Here is a 25,059-nt window from a genome sequence, read left to right on the forward strand (position 1 = left end):
CACCTTGCAGCTAGCACCCGGGGGGAGTTTAGCGGGTGGAGGCGGGGAGGCCAATGTTTATTGCCTTGTTGAGATTTTGCTGGACTGCCACGCACCCCAATGCATGCTCCTTTATCTGTGGAGCGGGCTTGCCCGCAAACACGGGCAGAGCCCGTGCCATCCCGCTCTGGGTAAATGGAAGCGAGTTCGAGGCGCGTCAGCCAGTTGCCTTGGGCGCTTTCACGGCGCGAGGCTTTTTCTCAGGTCGTTTGCCCGGCTTTAGCTGCCAGAGATCGGCATTGGCGAGTAAGCGTTCCTGTATCTCTGGCGGGTAGTCGGCCAAAGTGGTCAAAGGCGGTACAGGTTTGCCGGGCATGCCAGCCTCTCGGATGATTTTTGGCCAGCGCGGTCGCCAGCACAGCATCAGGCTGACCCAGTGTGCAGTGCCGATGATGACGAAGGCAGGCCATACGAAGAGCAGGGCGAGTTTCAGCAACCAGCTGCTGTTGCGAATAAAACGGCCGAGGCCTTCGAATTGCGCACTGAATGCCTGGATTGGGGAGGGCAGTTGGGTGCTTAGCTTGGGGCGGGGCAATGTGGCTGGGCCTTCTTCCATGTAACGGCGGATGAACTCCCATTCGTCACGCAGTTCGCTGCCACCTTGGCCTTGTTTGCCGATGAATGCTGTTTCCATATGAGGTAGCCCGGTCCGGCTAGGGTGCCAAACCAATGCCAATCTCATGCCTGCACTCAGCCAATCATCTTCAGGAAGGACTGCTGTACTACCCGTGGCGTGCCAGGGGAAGGTAACGATGCCACCGCAGTTTTTGGGGCGATGTAGATGAACTTGGCGGGTTTTTCTGTTGAAGCGGATAAGTAAGTGGCGACTGGTAAGAGCTTCAAGTCTGGTGATTTGGAAGCCGTATTTGAAGTAGAAGTAGTATATGGCAGCGGTCATTGCGAGCGTGAAGAGAGTGAGGGAGATAGAAATTGCATCGCTCAAATGAGGGGTGGTAATGTCTTGATACACGAAGCCTACCGCACCTTGGGTGAATGAATATATAGCTGGGCATACGCCGCCTAGTGTCATTAATGTTAGTATGCCCCGCTTTTCCTCTGAGCCGCCACACCGCATTTCAAGGTGTGTATCATTGAACTCAAATATTGGTCCTCGTGCGGTTGGTACTTCGCTAACACTGTTAAAGTGTACTTCTGAGTCGAGGTCGCTTTCGTAGATGTCATCGGTTACGCATTTCCTTTTTGATGATTTTTCGGAATTAGGTGCGGCTCGTTCTTTCTGGGTTTCTGTAGCTATTTTCCAGAGTCCCCACTCTATTAGATACATTAGATTATCTCTTTGAATGCTGAGTAGAGAGCAGGTAGCTCAGATTTTTCTTCGTGCGGAATAGCTCGTTTGTTTTTTCGAAATACACTGTGCTTGCACCACTTTTCCAAAGCGTCGTCTTCTATCAATAGTAAGACCAAGGTAAGGCCAACCCCTATCCAGAAAGCCCCCAGTATCAAACGGGAAAGCAGGAGTCGTGCTGCTTTTGATCCAAGCTTACTTGCTAATATGGACATGGGTTTGCCTAGAAGTTTTGCAAGCGTTCCTTGGCTTTTATTTGCCAAATAATCAAAGAAGGGCTTGGCAATTGCAATGGCAGTGCCCAATTCGGCAAATGACAAGGTAACGGTCGCCGCTGCTCGAGCACGGTAAGCCGTGCTTATAACTCGTGATCTTCTTGCTGCCGTTGATGTAACTGCTCCAGAGCTCTCTTTGTCATGATCACTTGCATCCGAAAAATCCCACCAAGCCAAGACCAGCCCCCCCACCCCAGCTAACCCAGCCCCCCACAGTTTCAAACGGCCCAATGTCACTGACGCCCCTTTCCCTGTCACGCTGTTAGCCCCGTACCGCGCGACCACCTGATCCACATAGCTGGCGCCCATCTCAAAGCCCGCAGCAGCCGTAGTCATCGCCATTGCCAACAGTTCGGTTTTCTTGCGCGTATCACTGTCCGGTAATTGCTGGGCTTTCAAGGCCATCAGCATCCCCTCGAGCAAGAGAATCACCGCCGAAGCCCGGACCTTGTAGAAATCGCTGGAGTTGGCCTGCATCAGCCCCTCGGCCCAAGCCTGGTCGAGGTACCGGGCAACTTGGGCGCCACTGCGCTGCGGGTTGATGTCCTGGCCTAGTCGCGCAGCTTCATCCACCCGCACCTTGACTGCTGTCTCGTGAACCGAGGCCAGCAGGGTCAGGCGAAGGCCGTGGTGCAGAGCGCGGTCTGCACTGTTGGGTGCCGCAGTTCGCAGCACTTGTCGACCCAGCGCGGCATACCAGGCGTACAAGCCAATACTTGCCGTGCTGCCTTGAGTCTGTAACTGCTCGTGGAGCGTATTGATCCGTCCAAAGGCATTGGCAGCCGTGTGTGCTTGCCTGGCAATCGATTCTCGCAACTCGAGTGCAGTTTCAGAGGGAGGGATAGCCTTGGCGGCTTCACGCAGAGCGGTGAGTTCGTCGCGGACGTCCTCCTGATTGTAAGCAACACCTCGAATCACTAGGTTCGAGCGCTCTTCCAGGTCATTGCCCCACCAATAATCCAGCAACTTGGTGCCCAGTTCGCTGAGCTCCATGCCAATCACGCACAGCCCTGTCTGTTCGGCGAAGGCCAAGCCATTGATCAGGTCGGCATTGTCGTAACGGTCCAGCGCCTGCAACAACGGTTCGCTGGTCAGCCAGAGCAGATGATCATGCGCGCGCTCTTCGGCCGCCTGCTCGGCCTGCTGCATTATTTCCTCGAAACTCTCCAACTGGTTATGCATGGCGGGCAGGTCCAGCAACTGGCCATATTTTTCGTCAAACTTCGCCTTGAACTCTCCGGCATCCAGGCGTTTCTGTACCTTGTCACGTACTTCACGCTCAAATTTCTGCAGGTGTGGTTTCATGCGGGCGTCGTGCTCGTCGGCAGCTTTCCTTGCTCGCTCGGAAAATGCATAGAACTCCACAGGCGTGGTAGGCTGCGTGCGGATGGTTTCGGCCATGACTTCGCGTTTGACGATTTGATCCGCAACCATCTGCGGATAAAGTTTTTCAATCTCCAGAAAGGATTGCGCCACCAGCAGCTTGCGTTCGTTATCCACTCCGGGCTCGACTACGTGTTGCAACCATTTGGTTTTCACGTCGTCGATGGCTGCATTGCGCCACGCGTTGAGTTCCTGGGTGATGCCGATGGCATCCTCGAGCACAATTGCCGCGCCCCGTGGCTTGATCTGATTTACGGCGGGTGCCAACGCTTGCCTCGATGCGTGGGGCGACACGATCTGGCCGGTGTTAAACGGCTGCTGGTCCAGCAGCGCTTTTAGCGCATCATCTTCTTGTGCCTTGAAGTCGGCCACCCAGCTGAGTTGATCGTGTTTGAGCACGTGTGCCAGGGACGGGGCGTCGGCAGGTTGTATCAACGCTTCGACGGTGATCTTCGGCAAGCTGTCGCGGTACTCATGTTCGAGCAACCGGTAATTGTCGAGCAGTCGCGGTGTTAGCGGGGACGGGCTGAAAAGTGGCCGCAGTTCTTCAATGTCGTCCAAGTCGTACAGCGTGATAGTCCAGCCGAAGCCACGGAGTACTTCATCCAGGCTGGCTGCACTAGGCACCGGTGCCAGCGGCGCGTCGGCATCGATGTATTGCAGTGAACCATTGGCTGCCACACGGTACTGGCTATGCCATTCATACTCCTGAGCACCGCAGCGCTTTATCAGCAGATAGAAAAAACCTTCGCGAAGAGGGCGGATCGCGTAGCTGGACTGCTCGAGCTCGCCTACTTCTGCAAAAGGCGTGAGATGGACAGGTAACTTGGGCAAGCGAGCGCGTTGCGCCGGGTTGCCACCGACAGTGGCATAGCGTAGCGGAAGGATTTCGAAGCGGCGCGTACAGTTGGCGACCGGGCTGTTGAACAGGGCAGGTTTGTAGGCGTTGTTGATGCGCTTGCACAATTCCAGGGTTTTGTTTAGATCATTCATGGCGTGCCTCAGAACAGGGACCGCAGGTAGACCTGCACATTTTCGGTAAGCGTTGACGGCTGCCCGCGCGTGGCTGCCAGCGCGTCTTGCCATGCGGGCGTTTTGTCCAGTTGTTCACCGTAGCGAGCCGTCATCAGTACATAGGTGGTCAGGTCTGACGGGTGGCTCAGGCCATTTTCACGGGCCTGGTTCAGGTAGTGCTGTATCAAGCCAAGCCGCGTGCCATGACAATGCGTGGCTAGCGCAGGGCAGGACTGTTCGTTTTTCAGCGCTTCAGCCAATTGGTGGCTCAAAGGGTCGCCAGCCAGTGCCGTCCAGCAAGCCTCGTCGAGCGTGATGGGAGGAACGTGAATGATCTGGGGGTTATTAGCGCCTGTGATCGGCTGCCATAGTTTCAATTGCGGGTGTGCCATGGCTGCCCACCAATGATGGATGGGGGCAAGCCATTCGCTTATACCAGGCAGCTCGCGGCGCATTGATAACACTTGAAGTGCGGCAGCCGTGTGATACCGCAGCATGTAAGTGTGCCCATCGGCGCCGAAAACCACGTTGGCCTGACCAAGATGATGAGCCAACTTTTCCGGTGGCAATGCACTGATGATCCAGCCACTTATTGCCCCGTTTGTACCTTGCTCAAGTTGCCATTGAAAGTCGTATTGACCGGCGACTGCCGAACCGGGTCGTGCACCGAACAGCCATGGGCCTACCGCCTGCAGATTGTGGAACTGCGCTTGGTAAAGTAGTGGCCAGCACCGCCCCTTGTAGAAGCCAGTGAGCTTTTGACGTTGCGCAGATGAGAGGCAGGCCATTTCAACAATGGCGCTCAGCCGGTAATGATCGGATTCTCGAAGTATCTTGGTGTAGGCATCGACGAAAGGGCTGGTCATGATCAAGGGCCCTCCATGCGAATCATGTTGTGGCCATCAGTAATCGCCTTGAGCAGGCAGCTCAGGCAGATCGGTTCACCGGGTTCAGGTACACCAAAAGTTGACGTCGAGTATTGGTTGCCCTTCGATTGCTGGCTGACGGGGCCTCTGAAGGTGAGCGCCAAGCCGTCCAGCGTAATGCCGGCACCATCGACCCGAATAAGGCCTGCCGGGCTTTTTATGGTCAGGCTTTCACTGACCTGAATGTCATAGTTTCTGGTGACATGCCGAATCGCTTCTCCGGTCTGGAGGGTGCTGTGACCGGCAACACGCTGTTCAAGGTGGCCGCCAATTTCCACGGAGTGGTTGGCCTTGGTGATGTCCTGCCGATGATTGTCGACTGTTTCAATACGGTCCTTGCCAATGAGAATGGTATGGGTGCAGCCGATGGTCAGGTTGTCGTCGTTGGCAATTTCCTGAGTGCGGTTTTGCCCGATACTGACGGACTCATTTCGGCCCACGTCCTCGCGGCGGTCTTGCCCGACCGAGATCGTTTCGTCCCGTTCGATGCGCTCGGTTCGATCATTACCCACCTGAGTGGTTTCGTTGTGCTTGACCACATTGTTCTGGTCCCGCTCGGCATGGATGAACACTTCCTGCTTGCCCAGTTCATCCTCGAAACGCAGTTCGTTGTAGCCATCACCCTTGTGGGTCTGGCTCTTGATGGTCATGCGCGTCTTGTGTTCCGGCAGGTCGTACGGAGGCAGTTGGTTACCGCAGTACGTACGCCCGGTGATCATCGGCTGATCGGGGTCGCCGTTGACGTAGTGGATGATCACGTCCTGGCCGACCCGCGGGATGGCCATCGAACCCCAGCTGCCGCCGGCCCAGCCTTGTGAAACGCGCACCCAGCAGGAGCTGAACTCGTTGTTCTGGCTCTCGCGGTCCCAGGGAAAGCTGACCTTGACCCGGCCCCACGGGTCGCAGTAGATCTCCTCACCGGGTGGCCCGACCACGGTGGCCATGTGCGGGCCATCGACACGGGGCTTGTCCAGCGGGGCAGGGCGCCACTCGGTTCGGCCAGGCACCAGCGTTGCGTTCTGCTGGTAGTGCGTGCCGCGTTCGGCACCGGCGGCTTCTTCCTGCAAGCTGGTGAACTGGCTGCCCTCATGGACGACATGGATCACCCGCCAATGCACGTTCAGGTCTTCACGCGGATGTTCGGTGAGGGTGAAGCTCAGCCCCGGTTGCAGGCGCACATCGTCGCCTTCCACTTCAGCGATGCAGGCATCGTGACGCCGGGCGTCGAGACGGGTCTGGGTAAAGGGTTTGCCTACCGCATCGCGCTTGTAGCGGCCGGGGTAGTCGAAACGCTCGTAATCCGTCGATTGGTGAATTACGCCGCTGGCCTCTGCGCGGTGCTGCTGGTTATAGGCCGGGTTGGTGAAGGTGTAGTCGCGCTGCACTTGCCTGGCGGTACGTACCTGTTCGCTATAGCGCAACCGACGCAGGCAGGGTAGCGCCTGCACACCGCCGCTGTTGGCGCGGTACAGCACATGATAGGGGCCCATCTGCTGCTGATCATCGAACAGGCCGTCATCGTCATCCTCGGCCTTGATGACGCCATGGCTGATCAGCCCCAAGGCCTGCACGCGATCGCTGATGATCAGCTTGTGCTGTTTGGCGCTGTGCTCGAAGCGGTAGACGAAGCCTTCTTCAGCCGCCAGCCGGGCGATGAAGTCGAGGTCGGTCTCGCCGGCCTGCACGCAGAATTCGCGCACCTGATGATTGCAGCTGGCATGCAGCTCGAAGTGCAGGATGCCCTGGCGCTGGAGCATCAGCTCGATGATCTGCGCGGCGGTTTTCTGCTGGAAGATGCGCCAGTTCGAGCGCAGACTGGCGCGTGCCAGTTGTGGCTCGACCAGGGCGTGGTAACGGGTACGACAGAAGCCGGTTTCACCCTGGCTGAAGCTGCTGATCAGGCCGTGCACGTAGCGCAGCGGGCGTTCACCACGCCAGAGGGTGAACAGTGCAGGTTTGTCGAGCAACTGGGCAAAGTCGGCATCATCTTCGAAGCTGATCAGTTCCAGATGCAGCTGGAACGGCGTGCTGATCGCCTCGTCGAGCGTGAACGACACAACCTCGAATTCCATTTGGGTCAGCAGCGGCTGAAAGCTGAAGCGCAGGTCGGTTTGGCTGGACATGTGGATCTCCCTGAAATGCGTGGCGTTCGGCTACTGCTGTAAAATGCGGTCCAACGACTCCAGCACCTCGGTGGTAATGAGGTGAAGTCGGTAGCTGTAGATCCCGTAGGCAATGGCCATGGCAACGGCAGACAGCACCAGCGGGCTCCACCAGGGCCACTGCCGTTTCAAGCGGAAGTCGCGGGGCGCCACGTTGGTGTAGGGGTCGCAGATTTCTGTCGGGACGGGGCCGCGCAGTTCGCGGATAATCCCGTGCAGCTGGTGGATCAGGGCGTTCAGTGTTTCTTCGCCTTTCGGGGCAACGGCGTACTTGCCCTTCAGGCCAAGGCACAGCGCGAAATACATGAACTCCAGGGCGTCCTGGTAGCGCTTGGGCTCCTGCATGAGCCGCGAGAGCACGGTGAAGACCTTTTCACCGCCCTGGGTCTCGTCATGGAAGATGCTCAGCAGCGATTCCTGGCTCCAGCAACTGTTCTTGCCCCACGGGCGTTCCATCACGGCTTCGTCGATGAACAGACACAGGGCATAGGAGTAGGCCTGCAATTGCGCCGGCTCATAGTTGTTCTGGCGCATTTCCTGGCGAATTTTCTCGATCTGGTTGCGCACTTTCGCATGCACATCCTTGATATTCGGAAGTTCATCCAGCGTGCGTAGACGCATGACCAGGCCGAACAGCGGTGCGGCGGCGTCCAGCATCAAGTTGTCGAAGCCACCGCGCAACTGGAAGTCGGGGTCTGCGGGATATTCCGTTTCGGCCGTGGTGGAGAAAGTTGGCCTGTCCAGTTCTGAATTTGAATGATCGCAAGTTTTACGATCATTCACTGGGGTTGCTTTTTTTTGATTGATTATTTCCCGGGCTTTATTGTGTGGTTCATGTGAATTGTTGTGATGTTTTGATTCGGTTTGCATGAAATGTCCTCGCCTACTTGTCTGCTGTTTAGCATTGCTGGTATGGCATGGCGTAAGGGGGGAGAAAGTTTTCACCCTAGCGTGGAATCATTTCGCTGTGAAACTTTTGTCGTCTGAAAATGTTGTAGGAATTTTCGCTAAAGTTGGTATTTGCGTGATAAATTGAAACGCAATGTTAAAAATGTGCTGTTAGTGTTTATTTGGCAGGGAGCTGCTAGACAAATTCAATTCATTGTCGGGTTGCTGTCTACCCTCAAACAGCAAAGCTGCGAGATAGCCTGAACATTTCACGGGTGGGTGGCACGATGTGCCATCTCCCATGTGGTGTTCGGTGCTCACGCTGCATGATCGGTTTTGCTGATTACACTGTTGAAAGTCGCCACACATGGAGCGCTTGGGATGGTCTGCGTGTCGAAAGGTTTTGCTGCCGGTTCGGCGGGCCGCCAGAGGGAGAGCCTGGGGTTGTGGCATTGCGCTGGCGCGTGGAGCAGCCAGCCATGAGCAACGCCGGGCGGGGTATTCCCCTGCAACTGCTGGTGGCCTTGGCCATCATGCTCGGCATGCTGCTGCTCGGCGCCGGCCTGGCCTGGCAGGGCTACCGCGGTATCAGCCAGGCCCTGGTGGCTGCGGCCGGCGATGCTGCCCAGCAGGTCGCCAAGACCATCGACGAACGTGCCCGGCGCCTGGTCGATCCGGCGCAGAGCAGCATTCGCCTGCTGGCCTTCAACCCGGCCGCCAGCAGCCTGGCCCAGCGCCTGGAGCGCTTGCCGCAGCTGGTCGAGAGCCTGAATGCCAACAAGATGCTCAGCGCCGCCTATGTCGGGTACCCCAACGGCGAGTTCCTGCTGGTGCGCCGCTTACGCGACCCGCAGTTGCTGGAGCGCTTTGCCGCGCCAGTGGGCAGCCGCTTCCTGGTGCAGAGTGTCAGCCTGGGTGAGGGTGGTGCGATGCGCGGCGAGTGGCGCTTCTATGACCCCGCGCTGACCCTGCTCAAGGCCCAGGCCATGCCGGACTATCACTACGACCCGCGCTCGCGCCCCTGGTTCGTCGATGCATCGGCACAACCCGGCACCGTGCTCACCCATCCCTACGTCTTCTTCACCACCCGCGAAATCGGCATGACCATGGCCCAACGCAGCGTCGACGGCGCGGCGGTGCTCGGCATGGATGTCTCGGTCAACGACCTGGCCAGCGAATCCCGCGACTTGCGCATGACGCCCGGTACCGAGATTGCCGTGGTCGACGACCAGGGCAACGTGGTCGCGTACCCGGACCTGCAGCGGGTCATCGTTCACGAGGGCGACACCGTGCGCCTGTCGCGTCTCGGCGAGCTGGGAATTCCCAGCCTGCAACAGATCTACAGCCGACAGCCGCAAGGCACGCGACCACAGGTCTATCAGGTCGACGGCGCGAGCTGGTACGGCATGCGCGTGCCGCTGACCAACCTGGCCGGGCAGGACCTGCAGGTACTGATCGCGGTGCCAGCGCATGAACTGCTGGCGGGGGCGCGCAAGGTGCTGTTCGAGCAACTGGTGTGGACGGCCGCGCTGATGGCCGTGCTCCTGTTGCTGGGCGGCCTGCTCGGGCAACGCATCGGCCGCCCGCTGCACCAGTTGGCCGAGCAGGTGCGTGGCCTGGCCGACTTCGATTTCAGCCGCGAAGTGGGCGTGGACTCGCGGGTTTCCGAAGTGCGAGCGCTGAGCCGGGTACTCAGGCGCATGTCCGGCACCATCCGCAGTTTCCAGGCAATCACCCTGACACTCAGCCGCGAAACCCAGCTGGAGCGCATGCTCGATGGCGTGCTGACGCATCTGGTGGAGGCCGCCGGGGCCAGCGCCGGGGCGGTGTACCTGTTCGATGACCCGCATGCTCGCCTGCGGCTGTCCGCGTCCTGCGGGGGTACCGGCTACCCCGACGAGCTGGCGTTCGGCGAGGCCGATCAAGCCGACCTGGCGGGGGCGGTCACGCAGGCCCTGGCGCTGGGCGGGCGTAGTCTTGTGCTGGTGCTCAACGACCGGGGGCATGAGCTGCTCGGCATCCTTGTCCTGCAGATGCAGGGCGAGGCTGCTGAAGTGGGCGAGCCGTTCCGCCGTTTCGTCGAGGAGCTGTCCGGTGCCGCGGCCGTGGCCATCGAGACGCGCCAGCTGGTCGAAGCCCAGCAACGCCTGCTGGACGCGATGATCAAGCTGCTCGCTGACGCCATCGATGCCAAGAGCCCCTATACCGGCGGCCACTGCGAGCGCGTGCCGCATTTGGCGCAGATGCTGCTGGACAAGGCCATGCAGGCCGACAGCGGCCCGTTTGCCGATTTCAGCATGACCGAGGCCGAGCGCTACGAGTTCCGCATTGCCGCCTGGCTGCACGATTGCGGCAAGGTCACCAGCCCCGAGTACGTGGTCGACAAGGCGACCAAGCTGGAGACCTTGTACAACCGCATTCACGAAATCCGCATGCGCTTCGAGGTGCTCTGGCGTGATGCCGAGCTTGCCTACTGGCAAGGCCTTGCCGCCGGCGAGGCCAAGCCGCTGCTGCAACGCACGCTGGAGCAGTGCCGCGCCGAGCTGCAGGAAGAGTTCGCGTTCGTCGCCAGGGCCAATATCGGTGGCGAGTTCATGCAGGATGAGGATGTCGAGCGCCTGCAGCGCATCGGCCAGCGCCGTTGGCTGCGGCATTTCGATAACCGCCTGGGCCTTTCCCGCGATGAAGAGCAGCGTTTTGCCGGCGCGGCGCCTGCACCCTTGCCGGTCGAAGAGGCGCTGCTGGCCGATCGCCCCGAACACCTGCAGCCCTGGGGGACGCGCAAGCCGCCGGTGGTCAAGGGCGACCCGCGTAATGTGTGGGGCTTCGACATGCGCCTGCCGGCCAATGCCAGCAACCAGGGTGAGCTGTACAACCTGGCGATCCGCCGGGGCACGCTGAACGATGAAGAACGCTTCAAGATCAACGAGCATATCGTGCAGACCATCATCATGCTGACGGCGCTGCCGTTCCCGCGCCAGCTGCGGCGTGTGCCGGACATCGCCGGCAACCACCACGAGAAGATGGACGGCGGCGGCTACCCACGCCGGTTGGGCAAGGACCAGCTGAGCGTTGCCGAGCGGGTGATGGCGATTGCCGATATCTTCGAGGCGCTGACGGCCGCCGACCGGCCGTACAAGCCGGCGAAAAGCTTGTCCGAGTCGGTGAAGATCCTGGTGTTCATGGCCCGCGACCAGCACATCGACGGGCAGCTGCTGCGGCTGTTCCTCAGCAGCGGGGTGTACCTGGAGTACGCCGGGCGATTCCTGCGCCGCGAGCAGATCGATGAGGTGGATGTGGCGTACTGGCTGGGGCAGTTCTAGTGCGCCGTGGCTACCAGGCCAGGATCGCGGCGAGTTCGACCGCACACAGCGCGGTAACGCATACCGCCAGCAGCAGATTCACCGTGACGCCAGAGGCGATGGTCTCAGCCTGCAGGCCGACCACATGGCGCTGGTAGCTGCGGCGCAAGCGCAGCCAGGCAGCGCCGGCAGCCAACAGGCAGAGCACGGCCGGCGCTACGGCCAGCCAGTGATGGTGCGGCACCCAGCGCAGGAAGAAGCAACTGCACACCACCATCGCCAGAATGGTTCGGCGCCAAGCCAGCAGCGTACGCTCCGGCTGCAACCCGTCATCGGCGTGGACCAGCTGCGGGTCAGGCATGGAAGAACACCGCGTAGGCAAAAAACGCCATCACCAGCGACACGCCGATCGACAGCGCCGGGGCGATCAACGGGAAGGGCAGCGGGCGCTTCTGGCGCATCGCCCGCTCCACGTTCAGCCAGCGGATGAAGGCCGGCAGGCTCAGCAGCAGGGCCAGGCTGATCAGCGCCACCGCCAGCAGGCGGCGGGTGCCGGGGCTGAAGATCTCGGCCGTGAACATGTCCACGGCGATGCCGCTGGCCAGCAGCGCCAGCGCGGTCCTGATCCAGGCCAGGAAGGTACGCTCGTTGGCCAGGGTGAAGCGCGGGTCTGGTTCCTGGCCGTCGGCGAGGAGCTTGCTGGCCAGCCAGCCCCTTGAGGGCTCGGTGTTCTTGTTCAAGGGCAGTGGTCCTCCTCGGGTAAGGTCGGTGGGCGCCAGTGTGAGTGGCAAACCCTGCCCATGTCCATGGTTTGCCTCCTGCTGACGCTATTCGTACTCCGTTGCGCCGCTGATATGCCGCCCGGCGACATAGCCGAAGGTCAGTGCCGGCCCGAGGTTGATGCCGCCGGAGGGGTACCAGCCGCCGAACACGCTGGCCATGTCGGTACCGGCCGCATACAGGCCGCTGATTGGCTGGCCGGCGTCGTTCAGCACGCGGGCGTGGCCGTCGGTGCGCAGGCCGGCGAAGGTGCCGAAGCAGCCGGGCTGCACTTTTACCGCATAGAACGGGCCGTGCTCGATTGGCGCCACGCAGGGGTTGGGCCCCTTGTGCAGCGGGTCGCCCTGTTTGCGATTGAACGGTGTCGAGCCGCGGCCGAAGGCGGGATCCTGGCCCTGGCGTGCGTGCAGGTTGAATTCAGCGACCGTGGCGCTCAGCCCGGCGGGGTCGATGCCGCACGCCTGGGCCAGTTGTTCCAGGGTGGCGCCGCGTTTCAGGTAGCCGCTGCGCAGGTGTGAGCCGATCGGCAGGGGCGCAGGGCGTGCATGGCCGAGGCCGAAGCGGCGCAGGAAGCGGTGGTCGCAGATCAGCCATGAGCAGGCTTCCTCGCCCTCCGGCACGGCGGCGACCATGGCGGAAACATAGTCGTAATAGCCGTGCGCTTCGTTGACGAAGCGCTTGCCGTTGGCCAGCACACCGATGATGCCTGGCTTGCCGCGTTCGATGATGTGCGGGAAGTGGCCGACACTGCCGTCGCGGTGTGGCACTTTCGACACGGGCGCCCAGGCCACCGGCGACTTGAGGTCAGTGGCCACCACACCCCCGGCCGATTCGCCCAGGCGCAGCCCATCGCCGGAGCAGGACGGTGGGGGCAGGGCGAGGTTGTCATGGCCACTGGCGTCGCGCGGGAACAGCTGCCGGCGCCGAGCGGGGTCGTTGGGGAAGCCGCCTGCGGCCAGCACCACGGCCCTGGCGCGGATTGCCCGTTCGCCTTGCGCGCTTGCGACCACGGCCCCCAGCACCTTGCCGTCTTCCATCAGCAGGTCCTTGGCCGCTGTCGACTCGATCATCCGCACACCCAGGTCATCCGCCGACTTCGCCAGCCGTGCCACCAGCGCCACCCCGTTGACCAGGTGCATCGCCCGGCCATGGCGGGCCAGATCGTAGAGGTGGCGAGCGAAGCGTTTGCACACGTGCAGCAAGGCGCGCGGCGAGCGGGTCATGTTCAAGAAAGCGGCCAGGTCGGCGCCCGCCATGATCGGCATGCCCATGAATGAAGTCTCGCGCATGGTCTTGCGCAGGCGTGGCAGCAGCGCGCCGAGCTGGCGCGCATCGTACGGCGCGGCAATCACCTGATGGCCGCCGAGGGCAGCGCCGGGTGTGTCGCCGTGCATGTCGGGGATGCCGTTGCCGTCGGCGAACTGCAGGGCGGTGTGCTGCTCGAAGAAGGCGACCATGTGCGGGCAGGCTTCGAGGAAGGCATCGACGCGCTCGGCGTTGTAGTGCGTGCCCAGTTCGTGACGCAGGTAGGTACGCGGCTGCTCGATGTCTTCGCTGATGCCGGCGCGCCGGGCCAGCGGGTTGCGTGGCACCCAGGCCCAGCCCCCGGACCAGGCGGTGGCACCGCCGAGGACCGGGTCCTTCTCTACCAGGATGACCTTCTGCCCGTGCCAGGCGGCCGTGACCGCCGCTGCCAGCCCGGCCGCGCCAGAGCCGATGACCAGTACGTCGCAGTCGCTTGGGAAGGGTTCGGCGGGCATTGCGGTATCTCCTGCATTATTATTGGAACCTGATTCCACAATATTCTTTTTATGCGGGCGGCACTGCAAGGCCAAGTACCAACTTTCGGTCGATTACCGGACACTTCAGTGCCTGGTGGGCACGACGACTATCGACGATATGGAATCATCTTCTAGAATTCGGCAAATTTTCAGGGATCCGCATCATGGCTGGTAGTCAGATCGAACGCGCCTTCAGTCTTGTTGAAAGCCTCACTGGCGAGCCGCACGGCTTGCCGCTGCAAACCTTGGCCGAGCGCCTGGACATTCCCAAGAGCGCCTGCCACCGCATGCTCACCGAGCTGGTGCGCCTGGGTTACGTGCGGCAGAACCGCGACAACAGCCGCTATCAACTGTCCGCCAAGCTGGTGGCGATGGGCTTTCGCTACCTGTCGAGCAGCGGCGCCGACATCATTCAGCCGATTCTCGACCGCCTGGCCCAGGACAGCGGCGAACTGGTGCGCCTTGGGGTGATCGAAGGCAACCGCCAGACCTGGATTGCCAAGTCCCAGGGTGCCCGCTCCGGGCTGCGCTACGACCCCGACATGGGGCGTGACGCGCCGCTGTTCTATACCGCTTCCGGGCATGCCTGGCTGGCCAGCCTGAGCGATGAAGACGCGCTGCAGATGGTGCTGCGCCAAGGCATTGCCGACCCCGCCCAGTTCGGCCCCAATGCGCCGCGCTCGACCGATGACTTGCTGGCTTACCTGCAGCGCGCCCGTGAGCGCGGTTATGCCTGGGTCGAGCAGACCTCGGCCATCGGCACTTCAGCTCTGGCCGCCGTGGTGCGCCGCCCGCAGAGCCACGAGGTGATCGGCGTGCTCAGCATTGCCGGCCCTAGCGCCCGCCTGGCGCAAACCCGCCTGGCCGAGCTGGCGCCGCTGCTGCTGGCGGCGGCAGAAGAGCTGTCGGCTGCCAGCCGGGCAAGCGAATTGTTTGCCTGATGTGCATTTCTGGTCGGTAATCGCACAGTCTGTGGGGGAGGTCGTTCTGAAAAGCTGAACTTGGTTCTACATTGTGTAGTGTCGATTCTGGAATCTGGTTTCACAATCGGCGCCACAATAACGACAAGAGGACAGTGCGTTGAACTCACCCCTACGAATCGCCCTGATCGGCGCCGGCATCATGGGCCGCCAGCATTACCAGCACCTGCGCGAGCTGCCGCAAGCCCAGCTGTGCGCGGTGGCAGACCCAGGCCCACAGGCTGAAGCTTTCGCTGCCGAGTGCGGGGTTGCCTGCTTCGCCGATCACCGGCAGATGCTTGAGCAGGCGCGGCCCGATGCGGTGATCGTCGCCAACCCTAACAACCTGCATGTGGCCTGCGCCCTGGATTGCGTCGAGGCCGGTGTACCGGTGCTGGTGGAAAAGCCGGTGGGTGTGCACCTCGATGAAGTCCGTGCACTGGTCGAGGCCTCGCGCCGCCACGGCGTGCCAGTGCTGGTCGGCCATCACCGGCGGCACAACCCGCTGATCGCCAAGGCCCACCAGGTGATTGGCGAAGGCAAGCTGGGGCGGTTGATCAACGTCACCGCGCTGTGGCAGCTGCAAAAACCCGACAGCTACTTCGAAACACCCTGGCGCCGCGAGCCGGGGGCGGGCTTTCTGCTCACCAACCTGATCCACGACCTCGACCTGCTGCGCCACTTGTGCGGCGAGGTGGTGCAGGTGCAGGCCTTCACCCGCAACGACGTGCGCGGCTTCGCCAATGAAGACAGCGCGGCGGTGCTGCTGCAGTTCGCCAACGGTGCGCTGGGCAGTCTGACCGGTTCCGACGCCGTAGCCGCGCCGTGGAGCTGGGAACTGGACTCCGGCGAAAGCCCGATCTACCCGCGTCAGGATGGCCAGCCTTGCTACCTGCTGGCCGGCACCCAGGGTGCGCTGAGCATTCCGCAGCTCAAGCGCTGGCAATACGCCGAGGCGGGATCTGGCTGGCACACACCGCTGTTGCAGAGCGAGGAAGCCATCCCCGCAGGCGAGGCGCTGACCTTGCAGTTGCAGCACTTCATCCGCGTCGCCCAGGGCACTGAAGCGCCGTTGATCGATGCCGCCGACGGTGGCCGCACCCTGGCCCTTGTCGAAGCGATCCGCCAGGCCGCCGAAACCGGCCGGGCCTGCGCGCCAGCGCTCATCGCCTGATTTTTTCGTCTTTAGGTAAATGACATGACCGACCGAATCTTTTCCCTGGCTGCCCTGACGGTGCTCGAACTTTCCCCGCCAGACATGGTGGAAGCCGCCGCCCGTGCCGGATACAGCCATGTGGGCCTGCGCCTGGTGCCGGCCACCGAGCAGGAGCAGCACTTCCCGCTGGTGGCTGACGCCGACCTGCGCCGGCAGACCCAGGCGCGCCTGCGCGACACCGGTATCAAGGTGCTCGACCTGGAAATCCTCCGGCTCAAGGCCGACACCTGCGTGGCCGATTTCGAAGCGATACTGGCTGTCGGTGCCGAGCTGGGCGGCAGCGAGTTGCTGGTGGCTGGCAACGACCCGGACGAAGCGCGCCTTACCGCAAATTTTGCCGAGCTGTGCGACCTGGCTGCCGGCTATGGCATCTACCCGCACCTGGAGTTCATGCCCTGGACCGACGTGCGCGACCTGCGCCAGGCCATGCGCGTGGTGGCCAACGCCGACCGGGCCAATGGCTGCGTGCTGGTGGATGCCTTCCACTTCAACCGCTCGCGTTCTTCGCTGGACGACCTGGCGCAGTTGCCCGCGCAGTGCATGCGCTATGCCCAGCTGTGCGACGTCGCCGGCCCGGTGCCGGCCGACATGGACGAGATCCTGCGCCAGGCGCGCAACGAACGGCGCTTCCCGGGGGAGGGCGATGCCGACCTGGTGGGGTTGTTGCGTGGTTTGCCGGCAACCGTACCGTTGAGCCTGGAGATCCCCACCCGGCAGCTGATGGAGCAGGGCATCAGTGGTGAGCAGCGTGCGCGCATGGCACTGGAGAAGGCCAAGGCCGTACTCGCCAGCGTCTGAGCTCATAAAAGGTGTCCGGGGTTAGTAGACCACTACATGGTGTGCTTGCCTTGGGGTGTGTAGCGCCTATGAGATCGAGCGCCGCCCGCGATGCGCCGAGCGGGCGGCGCTCGATCTCATAGGCTCTACATACCCCACGGCGAATACATCCGAGTCCACATCAGCCCCAAGGTAGGTCCATCCGCTTCGCGGCCCATCGCCGCAGTTCGTCGCCACGACAAGCGCGGCTCCCACAGGGATCGCGCCAGCTTCAAGATATTGAGCAAGAGAGTAACTCCCACAAGTACTGCACAGTGCTCGGGGCCGGTGGTTTACCCGTGGCAGCCGGCCGCCGGCGATCAGGCCATTGCAGGAACCCCCCGGACACGCATGAAAAAAGGGGCCCGTCAGGGCCCCATCGAGGTAACTGGAATCCGGGCTTATTGGCTCTCGAGCTTGCGCGGCGCCATGAAGTACATCCAGATCAGCGCCAGGAAGTACATGGCCGGGATCATGGTGAACAGCACGGCATAGTTGTTGTTGGTCGCCATCAGCACGCTGCCGACGATCTGCGTCATGAACATCCCGCCAATCGCCGCGCACATGCTGGCGAAACCGAATACCGTGCTGATCAGGTGCTTGGGCGTGTAGTCCATCACCAGGCTCCAGATATTCGCCGTCCACGCTTGATGCGCGCCGACCGCCAGGGCGATGGCCAGCACTGCGATCCACAACCCGCTGGCATGGGCGGCGAAGGTCACGCTGACCATGGTGCAGGCGAAAATCAGCATCGATACCAGGCGCGCGGTGGTGGCGCGCACGCCGCGGCCGATCAGCCACGAAGAGAGGATGCCGCCGCCGATGCTGCCGAAGTCTGCGGTCAGCCAGATCAGCATCAGCGGGATGCCCATCTGGGTCACGCTGATGCCCAGGCTGTACTGCTGGTTGAGGAACGGCGGCAGCCAGTACAGGTAGAACCAGAACACCGGCGCGGTAATCGCGTAGGCCACGGCGAAGGCCCAGGTGCCGCGCATGCCCAGGATGCGGCTGAAGGGCAGGCGCGCCACTTCAGGCTCGGCGTCTTGCTGGATGTAGTCGAGCTCGCTCTGGCGTACCCGTGGGTGCTCCTCCGGGTTGAAGTACTTCAGGCCCCAGAACACCAGCCAGACCAGGCCCAGGCAGCCCATGGCGATGAACGCGGCCTGCCAGCCCCAGACCGTGAGGATCAGCGGCAGCAGGGCCGGGGTGACCATGGCGCCGACGTTGGTGCCGGCATTGAAAAAACCGGTGGCGATGGCGCGTTCGCCGGCAGGGAACCACAGGCGCACGGTTTTCACGCAGGCCGGGTAGTTGGCCGCTTCGGTCAGGCCGAGGATGAAGCGACAGACCATGAAGCCGGCAGCCGAGGTGGCCAGGCCGTGGGCGCCGGTGGCCAGGCTCCACAGCAGCACGGCGGCGAAGAAGGCGCGCTTGACGCCGACCTTGTCGATCAGCCGGCCCTGCAGCACGAAGCCGACCGCATAGCCGACCTGGAACCAGAAGTTGATGTTGGCGTAGTCCATCGCCGTCCAGCTCATGGCCTTGGCCAGTTCCGGCTGCATGATGCCGAGCGCGGCGCGGTCGATGTAGTTCAAGGTGGTGGCGAAGAACACCAGGGCGAGCATGCCCCAACGGGTATTGCCGACGGCGAAGGCGCCACGGATCTTGTCGCCGATGCCGGCGGAGGGCAGCCGTGGGCTGGCGGTAGTGAGCTTGGAGGGGGTCATATCCTGGTCGTTTCTTGAAATTGTAATGGACTGCTGTTTCTCGAACGTGACGTCGCCCCAGGCAGGGGCTACACGCAAGGCCGGTGCATGGTGGGCAGGGAATCGGGGACCGTCAATTCGCTGGAGGAGGCTATCGTTCGATAACCGAACAATAGTGCGCCACGCTCACAGGCTGCCCAGCGCTTTGCCGGCCAGATAGCCGAAGGTCATGCCCGGCCCCAGGGTGATTCCACCGCTAGGATAATGCCCGGCCATCACGCTGTGCATGTCGTTGCCGACCGCGAACAGGCCGGGTATCGGCTGCTGGGCGTGGTCGAGCACGCGTGCCGCAGCATCGGTGTGCAGGCCGGCGAAGGTGCCGAGGCTGCCGGGGAGCAGTTTCACCGCATGGAAGGGCCCGTGCAGCAACGGCCGCAGAGAGGGGTTGGGCCTCTGCAGCGGTTCGCCCTGGGCCTTGTTGTAGGCCGAGGCGCCGCGCTGGAAGGCTGGGTCTTCGCCGTGCGCGGCATGCCGATTGAACTCGGCCACGGTGCGTTGCAGTTGTTCGGCGGCGATCCCGCAGCGCTGTGCCAGTTCAGCCAGGGACCGGCCGCTGAACAGATAGCCGCGTCGCTGATAGAAGCCGGTCGGGAAAGGGAAGGGCTTGGCCCAGCCGATACCGTAGCGCCGTTGTGCGGCATGGTCGCAGATCAGCCACGCTTCGTGCGCTTCGCCCGCTGGTGTGGCGGCGAACAGCGCGTTCATGAAGTCGTGGTAGCAATCGGCTTCGTTGACGAACCGGCGGCCATCGCGGCGCACGGCGATGAAGCCGGGCTTGGCGCGGTCGATCAGGTGCGGGAAATGGCCAATGCTGCCGTCGCGGCGTGGCACGCGGGACACCGGTGCCCAGGCACCGGCCTGAGCCAGCGTACCGACGCGCGCGCCGACCTGTTCGGCCAGGCGCAGGCCATCACCGCTGTTTTCCAGCGGGGCAGCGCAGTGGTGCTGGTCGCCATCGGGCGCATGGGGCATCAGCTGGGCGATGCGCTGGCGATCGTGGGCAAAGCCGCCACAGGCCAGGACCACGCCACGGCGTGCCTGGATCACCTGGCCATCGGCGAATTGCGCGCCGTCGATGCGCCTATCGCCGAGCAGGCGGGTGGCCGCTTTGTCGGTGAGCACTGTCACGCCAAGGTCCAGGGCACTGCGCAACAGGCGCGCGACCAGGGCATTGCCGTTGACCAGCTGCAGGCCGCGGCGGTACAGCAGCAGGTCGCGGCCATGGCGCAGCAGGCGCTTGCCAACGTGCAGGGCGGCCTTGGGCGAGCGCCGTGCATTGAAGAAGGCGGCCATGTCCGCGCCACCGGCGATGCCCATGCCCGCCAGGCTGACGATGTCCAGTGGCGGGCGCAGCCTGTGCAGCCACGGGCCCAGCAAGCGACCGTCGAACGGCAGCGCGCACAGCGAGCGCCCGCCACGGGCGCTGCCGTCGCCTTCATGCATGTCGGGCATCTTGCTGCCGGACTGGAACTGCACGGCAGTGTGTTGCTGGAAGAACGCCACCATCTCCGGGCCATGCTGCAGGAAGCCGCGCTGGCGAGGGTCCAGTTCGGTGACATGGGTCTGGGCGCGCAGGTAGCGTTCTGGTGCGTCGTCGATTTCGATGATGCCTTCGGCGATGGCCAGCGGGTTGCGCGGGATCCACAGCCAGCCCCCTGACCAGGCACTGGTGCCGCCAAGCTGGCTGGCCTTTTCCGCGACGATCACCTTCAGGCCGTGATGCGCGGCGGTAACGGCGGCTGCCAGGCCAGAGGCGCCGGAGCCGATGACAAGTACGTCACATTCGAGGGGTTGCATGGATCAATCCTTATGAGTGCAAGCTCGGTCGCTGTGGGAGCCGCGCTTGCCGGCGATGGGCCGCGCAGCGGCCCCGGCTTACAGATGTTCGTTGCGGGTCGAAATCTGCCGTTCGAAAGTGATTGCTGTCGACCCATGGCAGACGCAAGAATGTTGGGGCCACTTCGTGGCCCATCGCCGGCAAGCGCGGCTCCCACATGGCTCCCGCTAACCTTGGGGAAACAGCTTATTGCAGCGGCGAAAAGCCCGTGGGCCGCAGCAGCCGCGAGTGCAGCTGCAGCACCGCGCCCAGCTCCCGGTTGCGCCGCGAGAACTCAGCCCAGCGTGGGTCGGCGGCCATCGCCGCACGGCGCGCCATGCGCTCGTCGAGGCTGACGTAGGCCCACATGTGCACCACCTGGTTGACCTCGCCGAATTCGCTGGTGAAGAAGCCCACCAGGTTGCCCAGGTGCTCGCGCTGCACCTCCAGCGCATGGCTCTGGTACAAGGCCAGCCAGTCGCCCATCTTCAGCGGGTCGAGGGTGTAGGTTCTCAATTCGTAATACATGCGGGTTGCTCCGGGTGGTTGGTTGGCGCCTGCAGGCGCTCGGCGATATGGCTGGCGGCGAGCCAGCCGAAGGTGAGGGCGGGGCCGAGGGTGATACCGGGGCCAGGGTAGGTGCCGTTCATCATTGAATTCATGTCGTTGCCCACGGCATACAACCCGGCAATCGGCGCGCCGCTGCGGTTCAGCACGTTGGCATTGGTGTCGGTGACCAGGCCGCGTGCCGAGCCGAGGTCGCCAGTATGGATGCGGATGGCGTAGAACGGCGCCTTGGTCAGCGGTGCCAGGCACGGGTTGGGCTGGTGCTGAGGGTCGCCCATGTAGCGGTTGTAGCTGTTGCCGCCCTTGCCGAACGCACGGTCGATGCCATTGCGGGCGTCGGCATTGAAGTGCTCCAGCGTCTGTTGCAGGGCCTGCGGGTCGACCCCGATAGCCGCCGCCAGGGCGGGCACGCTGGCGGCGTGCTGCAGGTAGCCGGCGGCAATCAGCGCCGAGTTGTCCACCGGCTTTGGCCGCGCCAGGCCCAGGCCATAACGGTTCATCGCCTCGGCATCACAGATCAGCCAGCAGTGGCCGATACCATTGGCGAACATGGTCTGCACGAAGTGGTGGTACGAGTTGGATTCGTTGACGAAGCGCCGCCCGGCCGGGTCGACCGCGATCACCCCCGGCTTGGCGCGGTCGGTGACCAGGTGCGGAAAGCGCTCGCGCTGGCCGTTGGCGTGGCGTAATTCGGACACCGGCGCCCAGAAGAAATTGGCCGCCAGGCCTTCGCCCTGCGCCGCCGCAACCTTTTCGCCCAGGCGCAGGGCAGCGCCATCGTTGCTGGCCGGCGACATGCTCAGGTGGGCTGATGCGGCGTGCGGGCGATAGCTCGCGGCCAGCTTGCCGGCGGCAAAGCCACCCATGGCGCAGACCACGCCGCCACGTGCCTGCACCCGTATCAGTCGGCCTTCGCGCTGCACGATCACGCCGCTTACCACGCCGCGTTCGACAATCAGTTCCTGTGCCTCGCTGCGTAGCCAAAGTTCACTGCCGTGGGCAAAGGCGCTGCTGGCCAGGCGCGCGATCAGGGCGTTGCCGGTGGTCAGGCGGGTCCCGCGCGGGTGGCGCAGGCGGTCCCGCGCATAACGTGCCATCAGCTTCAGGCAATGCCACAGCGAGGCGGGCGAGCGGCGCAGGTTGAGGAAGTGCTGGATGTCCACGCGGTTGACCATCATGCCGCCGAACAGCAGCATGCCCGGCGGCGGCATCTGCAGGTCCTTGAAGCGTGAGCCAAGATGACGACCGTCGTACTCGACCATTTCCAGGGCACGGCCGAACTCGGTGGCGCCGGGTTCGTCGGGGTAGTAGTCCGGGGAATGCGGGCGCAGGCCATAGCGCAGTTCGGTATTGCGTTCCAGCCAGCGCAGGGCCTGGTGACCCTGCTCGATGAAGGCATCCACCAGTGCCGGGTTGTAACCGGCGCCGATGATCGTCTTCAGGTAGGTGCGCATGGCCTCGGGGGAGTCCTCGGCACCGGCCGCCTGTGCCTGATCGCTGCCGTAGATCCACACCGCACCGCCGGAAATCGCCGAGGTGCCGCCAAAGCGCTCGGCCTTTTCCACCACCAGCACCTTCAGCCCGCGGCGGGCCGCCGTGGCTGCCGTGGCGAAGCCCCCGGCACCGCTGCCGAGGACCACCAGGTCGAACACTGCTTGTTCGCTAGCGCTCATGGTTTCAGATCTCCAGCGGTGTGACGCCCATGAAGGCGCCGAGGTGGCCCAGTTGGGCGAAGGCCATTTGCGCTCCGGTCTGGATCGGGCAGCCGCGTTCGCGGGCCTGGTGCAGCAGCGGGGTGATTTCCGGCGAGGTGACCACGTCGGCCACCAGTGTGGCGGCCTTCAGGGTCTGCAGCAGTGCGGCGGGCAAAGGCAGCTCGCCGCTGTTGCCCATGCCGACCGGGGAGGCATTGACGACCAGGTCGAAGTCTTCCAGTGAGCGGTAAAGGGTGGCGACCTGCAGGGCTGGGAAGGCATTGCCGAGCACCTCACCCAGCGCAGCGACGCGTTCGGCGCTGGGGTCGCTGAGGGTGATGCTGGCAATGCCCGCTTCTCCCAGTGCATAGGCGATCGCACTGCCGACCCCGCCGCAGCCCACCACCAGCGCGCGCTTGCCGCTGGCCACGAAGCCTTGCAGGCGGGCAGCCCCGAGAAAGCCCGCGCCATCGACGTTGTCGCCCAGCAGGCGGCCGTCGCGTTCGCGGCGGATCACATTGACCGAGCCCAAGGCCTGGGCGCGCTCGCTGAGCCCGTCCAGCCGTGTAGCCAGGGCCTGCTTGTACGGCACGGTGACCACGCAGCCGCGCAGGTTGCGCCAACCGCGCAGGTGCTCGACAAAGGCGCCCAGCGCCGTTTCCTCCAGGTCGATGGGGAGCATCGCCAGGTCGCGGGCGTTGTTGGCGAACCAGGTGTTGAAGTTTTCCGGCGACTTCACCTGGGCGATAGGCGAACCGACGATGGCGACCAGTTCTGTCGAACCTCGGATCATGCTGACCTCCGTTATGGCTGTTGTTGTGGAGGCAAGCCTGGCGCAGGGCGGTTGCAGCAACAATGCGCTTATCGGATGTTTGATACGATAATCGCAGTCACCTTGCGGTTATCGCATTAACTGCCACTTTCCAAGAGCCGCGTACATGTCCCAGCCCGAGATCCATCCCCGCGACCTGATCGCCGGCCTGCAGAAAGGCCTGGCGCTGATGCAACTGTTCAGTGCCGAGCAACCCCGCCTGAGCGTGCCCCAGGCGGCCAGGCTGTCGGGCCTGACCCCCAGCGCCGCACGGCGTTTTCTGCTGACGCTGGTGCACGAAGGCTTCGCCGAGACCGACAACCGCCATTACTGGCTGACCCCCAAGGCCCTGCGCATCGGCCAGGCCTATGTCGATTCGGCGCAGTTGCCGCGCATGCTGCGGCCGATCGTCGAGCAGGTGGCGCGGCAGACTCAGGAGCATGTGTCGGTGGGCAGTCGTGATGGTGACGAGATCATTCACCTGGTGCGCAGCCGCTACAGCCACATTGCTTCGTTGTCGATCCGCCCCGGGTCGCGGGTGCCGATGTATTGCACGGCAAGCGGCCGGGTCTGGTTGGCGTGGCTGGAGGAGGGGCAGCGCGAGGAATACTTTGCGCGCAACCCGCTGAATGCGCTGACGCCATACACCCAGACCGACCGGGCGCTGTTGCAGGCGGAGTTGCAGCGGGTGAGGGCGCAGGGCTACAGCATCGTCGATCAGGAATACGAAATCGGCATGCGTGTGCTGGGTGTGCCGCTGCTCGACCGCAGCGGCCAGTTGAAGGCGACCTTGACCATCACCACCCATGCGTCGCGGTTGAGCATCGACGAGATGCGCCTGCGCTACCTGGCGACGCTGTATGAGGCGCAGGCGTTGCTCAAACCGGTGCTGGATTGAGGCATGGCAGGCTGTGCTGGGCCCCTGTGGGAGCGGCGCCGAACCGCCGCTCCCACAGGGATCGCGCCAGATTCTAGAAATTGAGCAAGACAGTTGCTCCCACAGCGCCCGCGCCTGCTGTTATGGGTTTAACTTTCAGTGTGCTTTAAGTTATAGGTCGGGTACTTACCCAGCCATGCAATCTATATCTGAAGTCTGCGCCACTGGTTTATTGGCACTGTTGTAAAGTGTCAGCATATATTGTTGCCCAAGACTACTTTCCACCAAGGTGTAATGTTTGCCTGGCTTAAAGTCCTTGTAAATGACGTTGGCATTGCAGGCACTACCATTACTGTCTCCGTCACCCTCGACATACAGCGTGCTGCCCAACGTATGCTGGCCCTTGGGTACCTCGAAATAGCGCCCGTCATCCAACCGCTTGCCATCCAGGGTCTCGGCCATCAACGTGGTCGTCGGCTCCTCGCGCAAGCTCACCCAAGCCTCGTCCGGGCTGGCTTTTGGCATTGGCCCGGCACAGCCAGCGAGCACTCCGAGTGCGCCCAATAGTGGTAATGCCAACCCCCATCTTTTACCCATCTTGCTCCCCATGAACGACCTCTGATTGCAGCTGCGAATGATTCGCACAGGATGCCAGCAAGCCACTTCGCTGCAAATGAATAC

At 62.9% G+C, this 25,059-nt stretch carries 19 protein-coding genes; 5 read left to right on the forward strand and 14 right to left on the reverse strand.

Going from position 1 to position 25,059, the window contains the following annotated elements; all coding sequences use genetic code 11:
- Positions 1 to 196: 196 nt before the first annotated feature.
- Genes OCX61_RS10855 through icmH form a run of 5 tightly spaced genes read right to left on the reverse strand, consistent with a single transcriptional unit; the run spans position 197 to position 7,975 of the window.
- Positions 197 to 1,324: a DUF6708 domain-containing protein gene (locus OCX61_RS10855; protein ID WP_261943775.1), complete on the reverse strand. Its 1,128-nt coding sequence runs from the start codon at positions 1,322 to 1,324 to the stop codon at positions 197 to 199.
- Entirely contained in the window at positions 1,324 to 3,996 is a 2,673-nt protein-coding gene (locus OCX61_RS10860; protein ID WP_261943776.1) for a T6SS effector BTH_I2691 family protein, read from the reverse strand. Before OCX61_RS10860 ends, OCX61_RS10855 begins: the two co-directional genes overlap by 1 nt.
- Before the next feature lie 8 nt (positions 3,997 to 4,004).
- Positions 4,005 to 4,883 carry a DUF4123 domain-containing protein gene (locus OCX61_RS10865; RefSeq protein WP_261943777.1) on the reverse strand — a complete coding sequence of 293 codons (879 nt, stop codon included), beginning with the start codon at positions 4,881 to 4,883 and terminating at the stop codon, positions 4,005 to 4,007.
- Positions 4,884 to 4,885: 2 nt separating this feature from the next.
- Positions 4,886 to 7,066, reverse strand: coding sequence for a type VI secretion system Vgr family protein (locus OCX61_RS10870; RefSeq protein WP_261943778.1), 2,181 nt, complete (start codon positions 7,064 to 7,066; stop codon positions 4,886 to 4,888).
- Between the two features lie 30 nt (positions 7,067 to 7,096).
- Positions 7,097 to 7,975 (reverse strand): type IVB secretion system protein IcmH/DotU, encoded by an 879-nt coding sequence (gene icmH / locus OCX61_RS10875; protein ID WP_261943779.1) that lies wholly within the window; start codon positions 7,973 to 7,975, stop codon positions 7,097 to 7,099.
- Positions 7,976 to 8,472: 497 nt separating this feature from the next.
- Between icmH and OCX61_RS10880 the strand changes: the two genes are divergently transcribed.
- Positions 8,473 to 11,316 (forward strand): HD domain-containing phosphohydrolase, encoded by a 2,844-nt coding sequence (locus tag OCX61_RS10880; protein WP_261944297.1) that lies wholly within the window; start codon positions 8,473 to 8,475, stop codon positions 11,314 to 11,316.
- Between the two features lie 10 nt (positions 11,317 to 11,326).
- Here the strand turns inward: OCX61_RS10880 and OCX61_RS10885 are convergent, their stop codons facing one another.
- The 3 genes from OCX61_RS10885 to OCX61_RS10895 all read right to left on the reverse strand — a co-directional run bounded on the left by OCX61_RS10885 (position 11,327) and on the right by OCX61_RS10895 (position 13,835).
- Positions 11,327 to 11,656: a DUF202 domain-containing protein gene (locus OCX61_RS10885; RefSeq protein WP_261943780.1), complete on the reverse strand. Its 330-nt coding sequence runs from the start codon at positions 11,654 to 11,656 to the stop codon at positions 11,327 to 11,329.
- On the reverse strand, positions 11,649 to 12,035 hold the full coding sequence (locus tag OCX61_RS10890) for a YidH family protein (RefSeq protein ID WP_261943781.1): 387 nt from the start codon (positions 12,033 to 12,035) through the stop codon (positions 11,649 to 11,651). Before OCX61_RS10890 ends, OCX61_RS10885 begins: the two co-directional genes overlap by 8 nt.
- An 87-nt stretch (positions 12,036 to 12,122) precedes the next feature.
- A complete protein-coding gene (locus OCX61_RS10895) occupies positions 12,123 to 13,835 on the reverse strand; it encodes an FAD-dependent oxidoreductase (RefSeq protein ID WP_261943782.1) in 1,713 nt (570 codons plus the stop codon).
- A 185-nt stretch (positions 13,836 to 14,020) separates the two neighbouring features.
- Between OCX61_RS10895 and OCX61_RS10900 the strand changes: the two genes are divergently transcribed.
- The 3 genes from OCX61_RS10900 (at position 14,021) to OCX61_RS10910 (ending at position 16,829) form a co-directional block, all read left to right on the forward strand.
- Positions 14,021 to 14,797: an IclR family transcriptional regulator gene (locus OCX61_RS10900; protein ID WP_261943783.1), complete on the forward strand. Its 777-nt coding sequence runs from the start codon at positions 14,021 to 14,023 to the stop codon at positions 14,795 to 14,797.
- A gap of 139 nt (positions 14,798 to 14,936) precedes the next feature.
- The gene (locus OCX61_RS10905) at positions 14,937 to 15,989 is read left to right on the forward strand and encodes a Gfo/Idh/MocA family protein (RefSeq protein ID WP_261943784.1); all 1,053 of its coding nucleotides are present in this window, start codon (positions 14,937 to 14,939) and stop codon (positions 15,987 to 15,989) included.
- Positions 15,990 to 16,013: 24 nt separating this feature from the next.
- Positions 16,014 to 16,829 carry a sugar phosphate isomerase/epimerase family protein gene (locus tag OCX61_RS10910; protein ID WP_261943785.1) on the forward strand — a complete coding sequence of 272 codons (816 nt, stop codon included), beginning with the start codon at positions 16,014 to 16,016 and terminating at the stop codon, positions 16,827 to 16,829.
- 419 nt (positions 16,830 to 17,248) lie between these two features.
- Here OCX61_RS10910 and OCX61_RS10915 read toward each other — a convergent pair whose 3' ends face one another.
- From OCX61_RS10915 to OCX61_RS10935, 5 genes are all read right to left on the reverse strand, one after another.
- Positions 17,249 to 18,574 (reverse strand): MFS transporter, encoded by a 1,326-nt coding sequence (locus OCX61_RS10915; protein ID WP_261943786.1) that lies wholly within the window; start codon positions 18,572 to 18,574, stop codon positions 17,249 to 17,251.
- A gap of 165 nt (positions 18,575 to 18,739) precedes the next feature.
- Positions 18,740 to 20,410 (reverse strand): FAD-dependent oxidoreductase, encoded by a 1,671-nt coding sequence (locus tag OCX61_RS10920; RefSeq protein WP_261943787.1) that lies wholly within the window; start codon positions 20,408 to 20,410, stop codon positions 18,740 to 18,742.
- 226 nt (positions 20,411 to 20,636) lie between these two features.
- Positions 20,637 to 20,957, reverse strand: a complete 321-nt coding sequence (locus OCX61_RS10925) for an NIPSNAP family protein (RefSeq protein WP_261943788.1) — start codon at positions 20,955 to 20,957, stop codon at positions 20,637 to 20,639.
- The gene (locus OCX61_RS10930) at positions 20,942 to 22,669 is read right to left on the reverse strand and encodes an FAD-dependent oxidoreductase (protein ID WP_261943789.1); all 1,728 of its coding nucleotides are present in this window, start codon (positions 22,667 to 22,669) and stop codon (positions 20,942 to 20,944) included. Before OCX61_RS10930 ends, OCX61_RS10925 begins: the two co-directional genes overlap by 16 nt.
- A 4-nt stretch (positions 22,670 to 22,673) precedes the next feature.
- Positions 22,674 to 23,483, reverse strand: coding sequence for a shikimate dehydrogenase family protein (locus OCX61_RS10935; protein WP_261943790.1), 810 nt, complete (start codon positions 23,481 to 23,483; stop codon positions 22,674 to 22,676).
- A gap of 145 nt (positions 23,484 to 23,628) precedes the next feature.
- On the opposite strand from OCX61_RS10935, the gene OCX61_RS10940 reads away from it, so the two are divergent.
- On the forward strand, positions 23,629 to 24,399 hold the full coding sequence (locus OCX61_RS10940; protein WP_261943791.1) for an IclR family transcriptional regulator domain-containing protein: 771 nt from the start codon (positions 23,629 to 23,631) through the stop codon (positions 24,397 to 24,399).
- A gap of 165 nt (positions 24,400 to 24,564) precedes the next feature.
- Here the strand turns inward: OCX61_RS10940 and OCX61_RS10945 are convergent, their stop codons facing one another.
- The gene (locus OCX61_RS10945; RefSeq protein WP_261944298.1) at positions 24,565 to 24,975 is read right to left on the reverse strand and encodes a PA0061/PA0062 family lipoprotein; all 411 of its coding nucleotides are present in this window, start codon (positions 24,973 to 24,975) and stop codon (positions 24,565 to 24,567) included.
- Positions 24,976 to 25,059 lie beyond the last annotated feature (84 nt).

The organism is Pseudomonas sp. LRP2-20 (genome assembly GCF_024349685.1).
In the GTDB taxonomy this organism is placed as follows: domain Bacteria; phylum Pseudomonadota; class Gammaproteobacteria; order Pseudomonadales; family Pseudomonadaceae; genus Aquipseudomonas.

Excerpts from the sequence above, each read along its gene's own strand:
- OCX61_RS10860 (WP_261943776.1), bottom strand. The coding sequence starts at position 3,996 with ATGAATGATCTAAACAAAACCCTGGAATTGTGCAAGCGCATCAACAAC.
- OCX61_RS10945 (WP_261944298.1), bottom strand. The coding sequence starts at position 24,975 with ATGGGTAAAAGATGGGGGTTGGCATTACCACTATTGGGCGCACTCGGA.
- OCX61_RS10895 (WP_261943782.1), bottom strand. The coding sequence starts at position 13,835 with ATGCCCGCCGAACCCTTCCCAAGCGACTGCGACGTACTGGTCATCGGC.
- OCX61_RS10885 (WP_261943780.1), bottom strand. The coding sequence starts at position 11,656 with ATGCCTGACCCGCAGCTGGTCCACGCCGATGACGGGTTGCAGCCGGAG.
- OCX61_RS10910 (WP_261943785.1), top strand. The coding sequence starts at position 16,014 with ATGACCGACCGAATCTTTTCCCTGGCTGCCCTGACGGTGCTCGAACTT.
- OCX61_RS10915 (WP_261943786.1), bottom strand. The coding sequence starts at position 18,574 with ATGACCCCCTCCAAGCTCACTACCGCCAGCCCACGGCTGCCCTCCGCC.
- OCX61_RS10925 (WP_261943788.1), bottom strand. The coding sequence starts at position 20,957 with ATGTATTACGAATTGAGAACCTACACCCTCGACCCGCTGAAGATGGGC.
- OCX61_RS10900 (WP_261943783.1), top strand. The coding sequence starts at position 14,021 with ATGGCTGGTAGTCAGATCGAACGCGCCTTCAGTCTTGTTGAAAGCCTC.
- OCX61_RS10880 (WP_261944297.1), top strand. The coding sequence starts at position 8,473 with ATGAGCAACGCCGGGCGGGGTATTCCCCTGCAACTGCTGGTGGCCTTG.
- OCX61_RS10865 (WP_261943777.1), bottom strand. The coding sequence starts at position 4,883 with ATGACCAGCCCTTTCGTCGATGCCTACACCAAGATACTTCGAGAATCC.
- OCX61_RS10930 (WP_261943789.1), bottom strand. The coding sequence starts at position 22,669 with ATGAGCGCTAGCGAACAAGCAGTGTTCGACCTGGTGGTCCTCGGCAGC.
- OCX61_RS10855 (WP_261943775.1), bottom strand. The coding sequence starts at position 1,324 with ATGTATCTAATAGAGTGGGGACTCTGGAAAATAGCTACAGAAACCCAG.
- OCX61_RS10920 (WP_261943787.1), bottom strand. The coding sequence starts at position 20,410 with ATGCAACCCCTCGAATGTGACGTACTTGTCATCGGCTCCGGCGCCTCT.
- OCX61_RS10940 (WP_261943791.1), top strand. The coding sequence starts at position 23,629 with ATGTCCCAGCCCGAGATCCATCCCCGCGACCTGATCGCCGGCCTGCAG.
- OCX61_RS10870 (WP_261943778.1), bottom strand. The coding sequence starts at position 7,066 with ATGTCCAGCCAAACCGACCTGCGCTTCAGCTTTCAGCCGCTGCTGACC.
- icmH (WP_261943779.1), bottom strand. The coding sequence starts at position 7,975 with ATGCAAACCGAATCAAAACATCACAACAATTCACATGAACCACACAAT.
- OCX61_RS10935 (WP_261943790.1), bottom strand. The coding sequence starts at position 23,483 with ATGATCCGAGGTTCGACAGAACTGGTCGCCATCGTCGGTTCGCCTATC.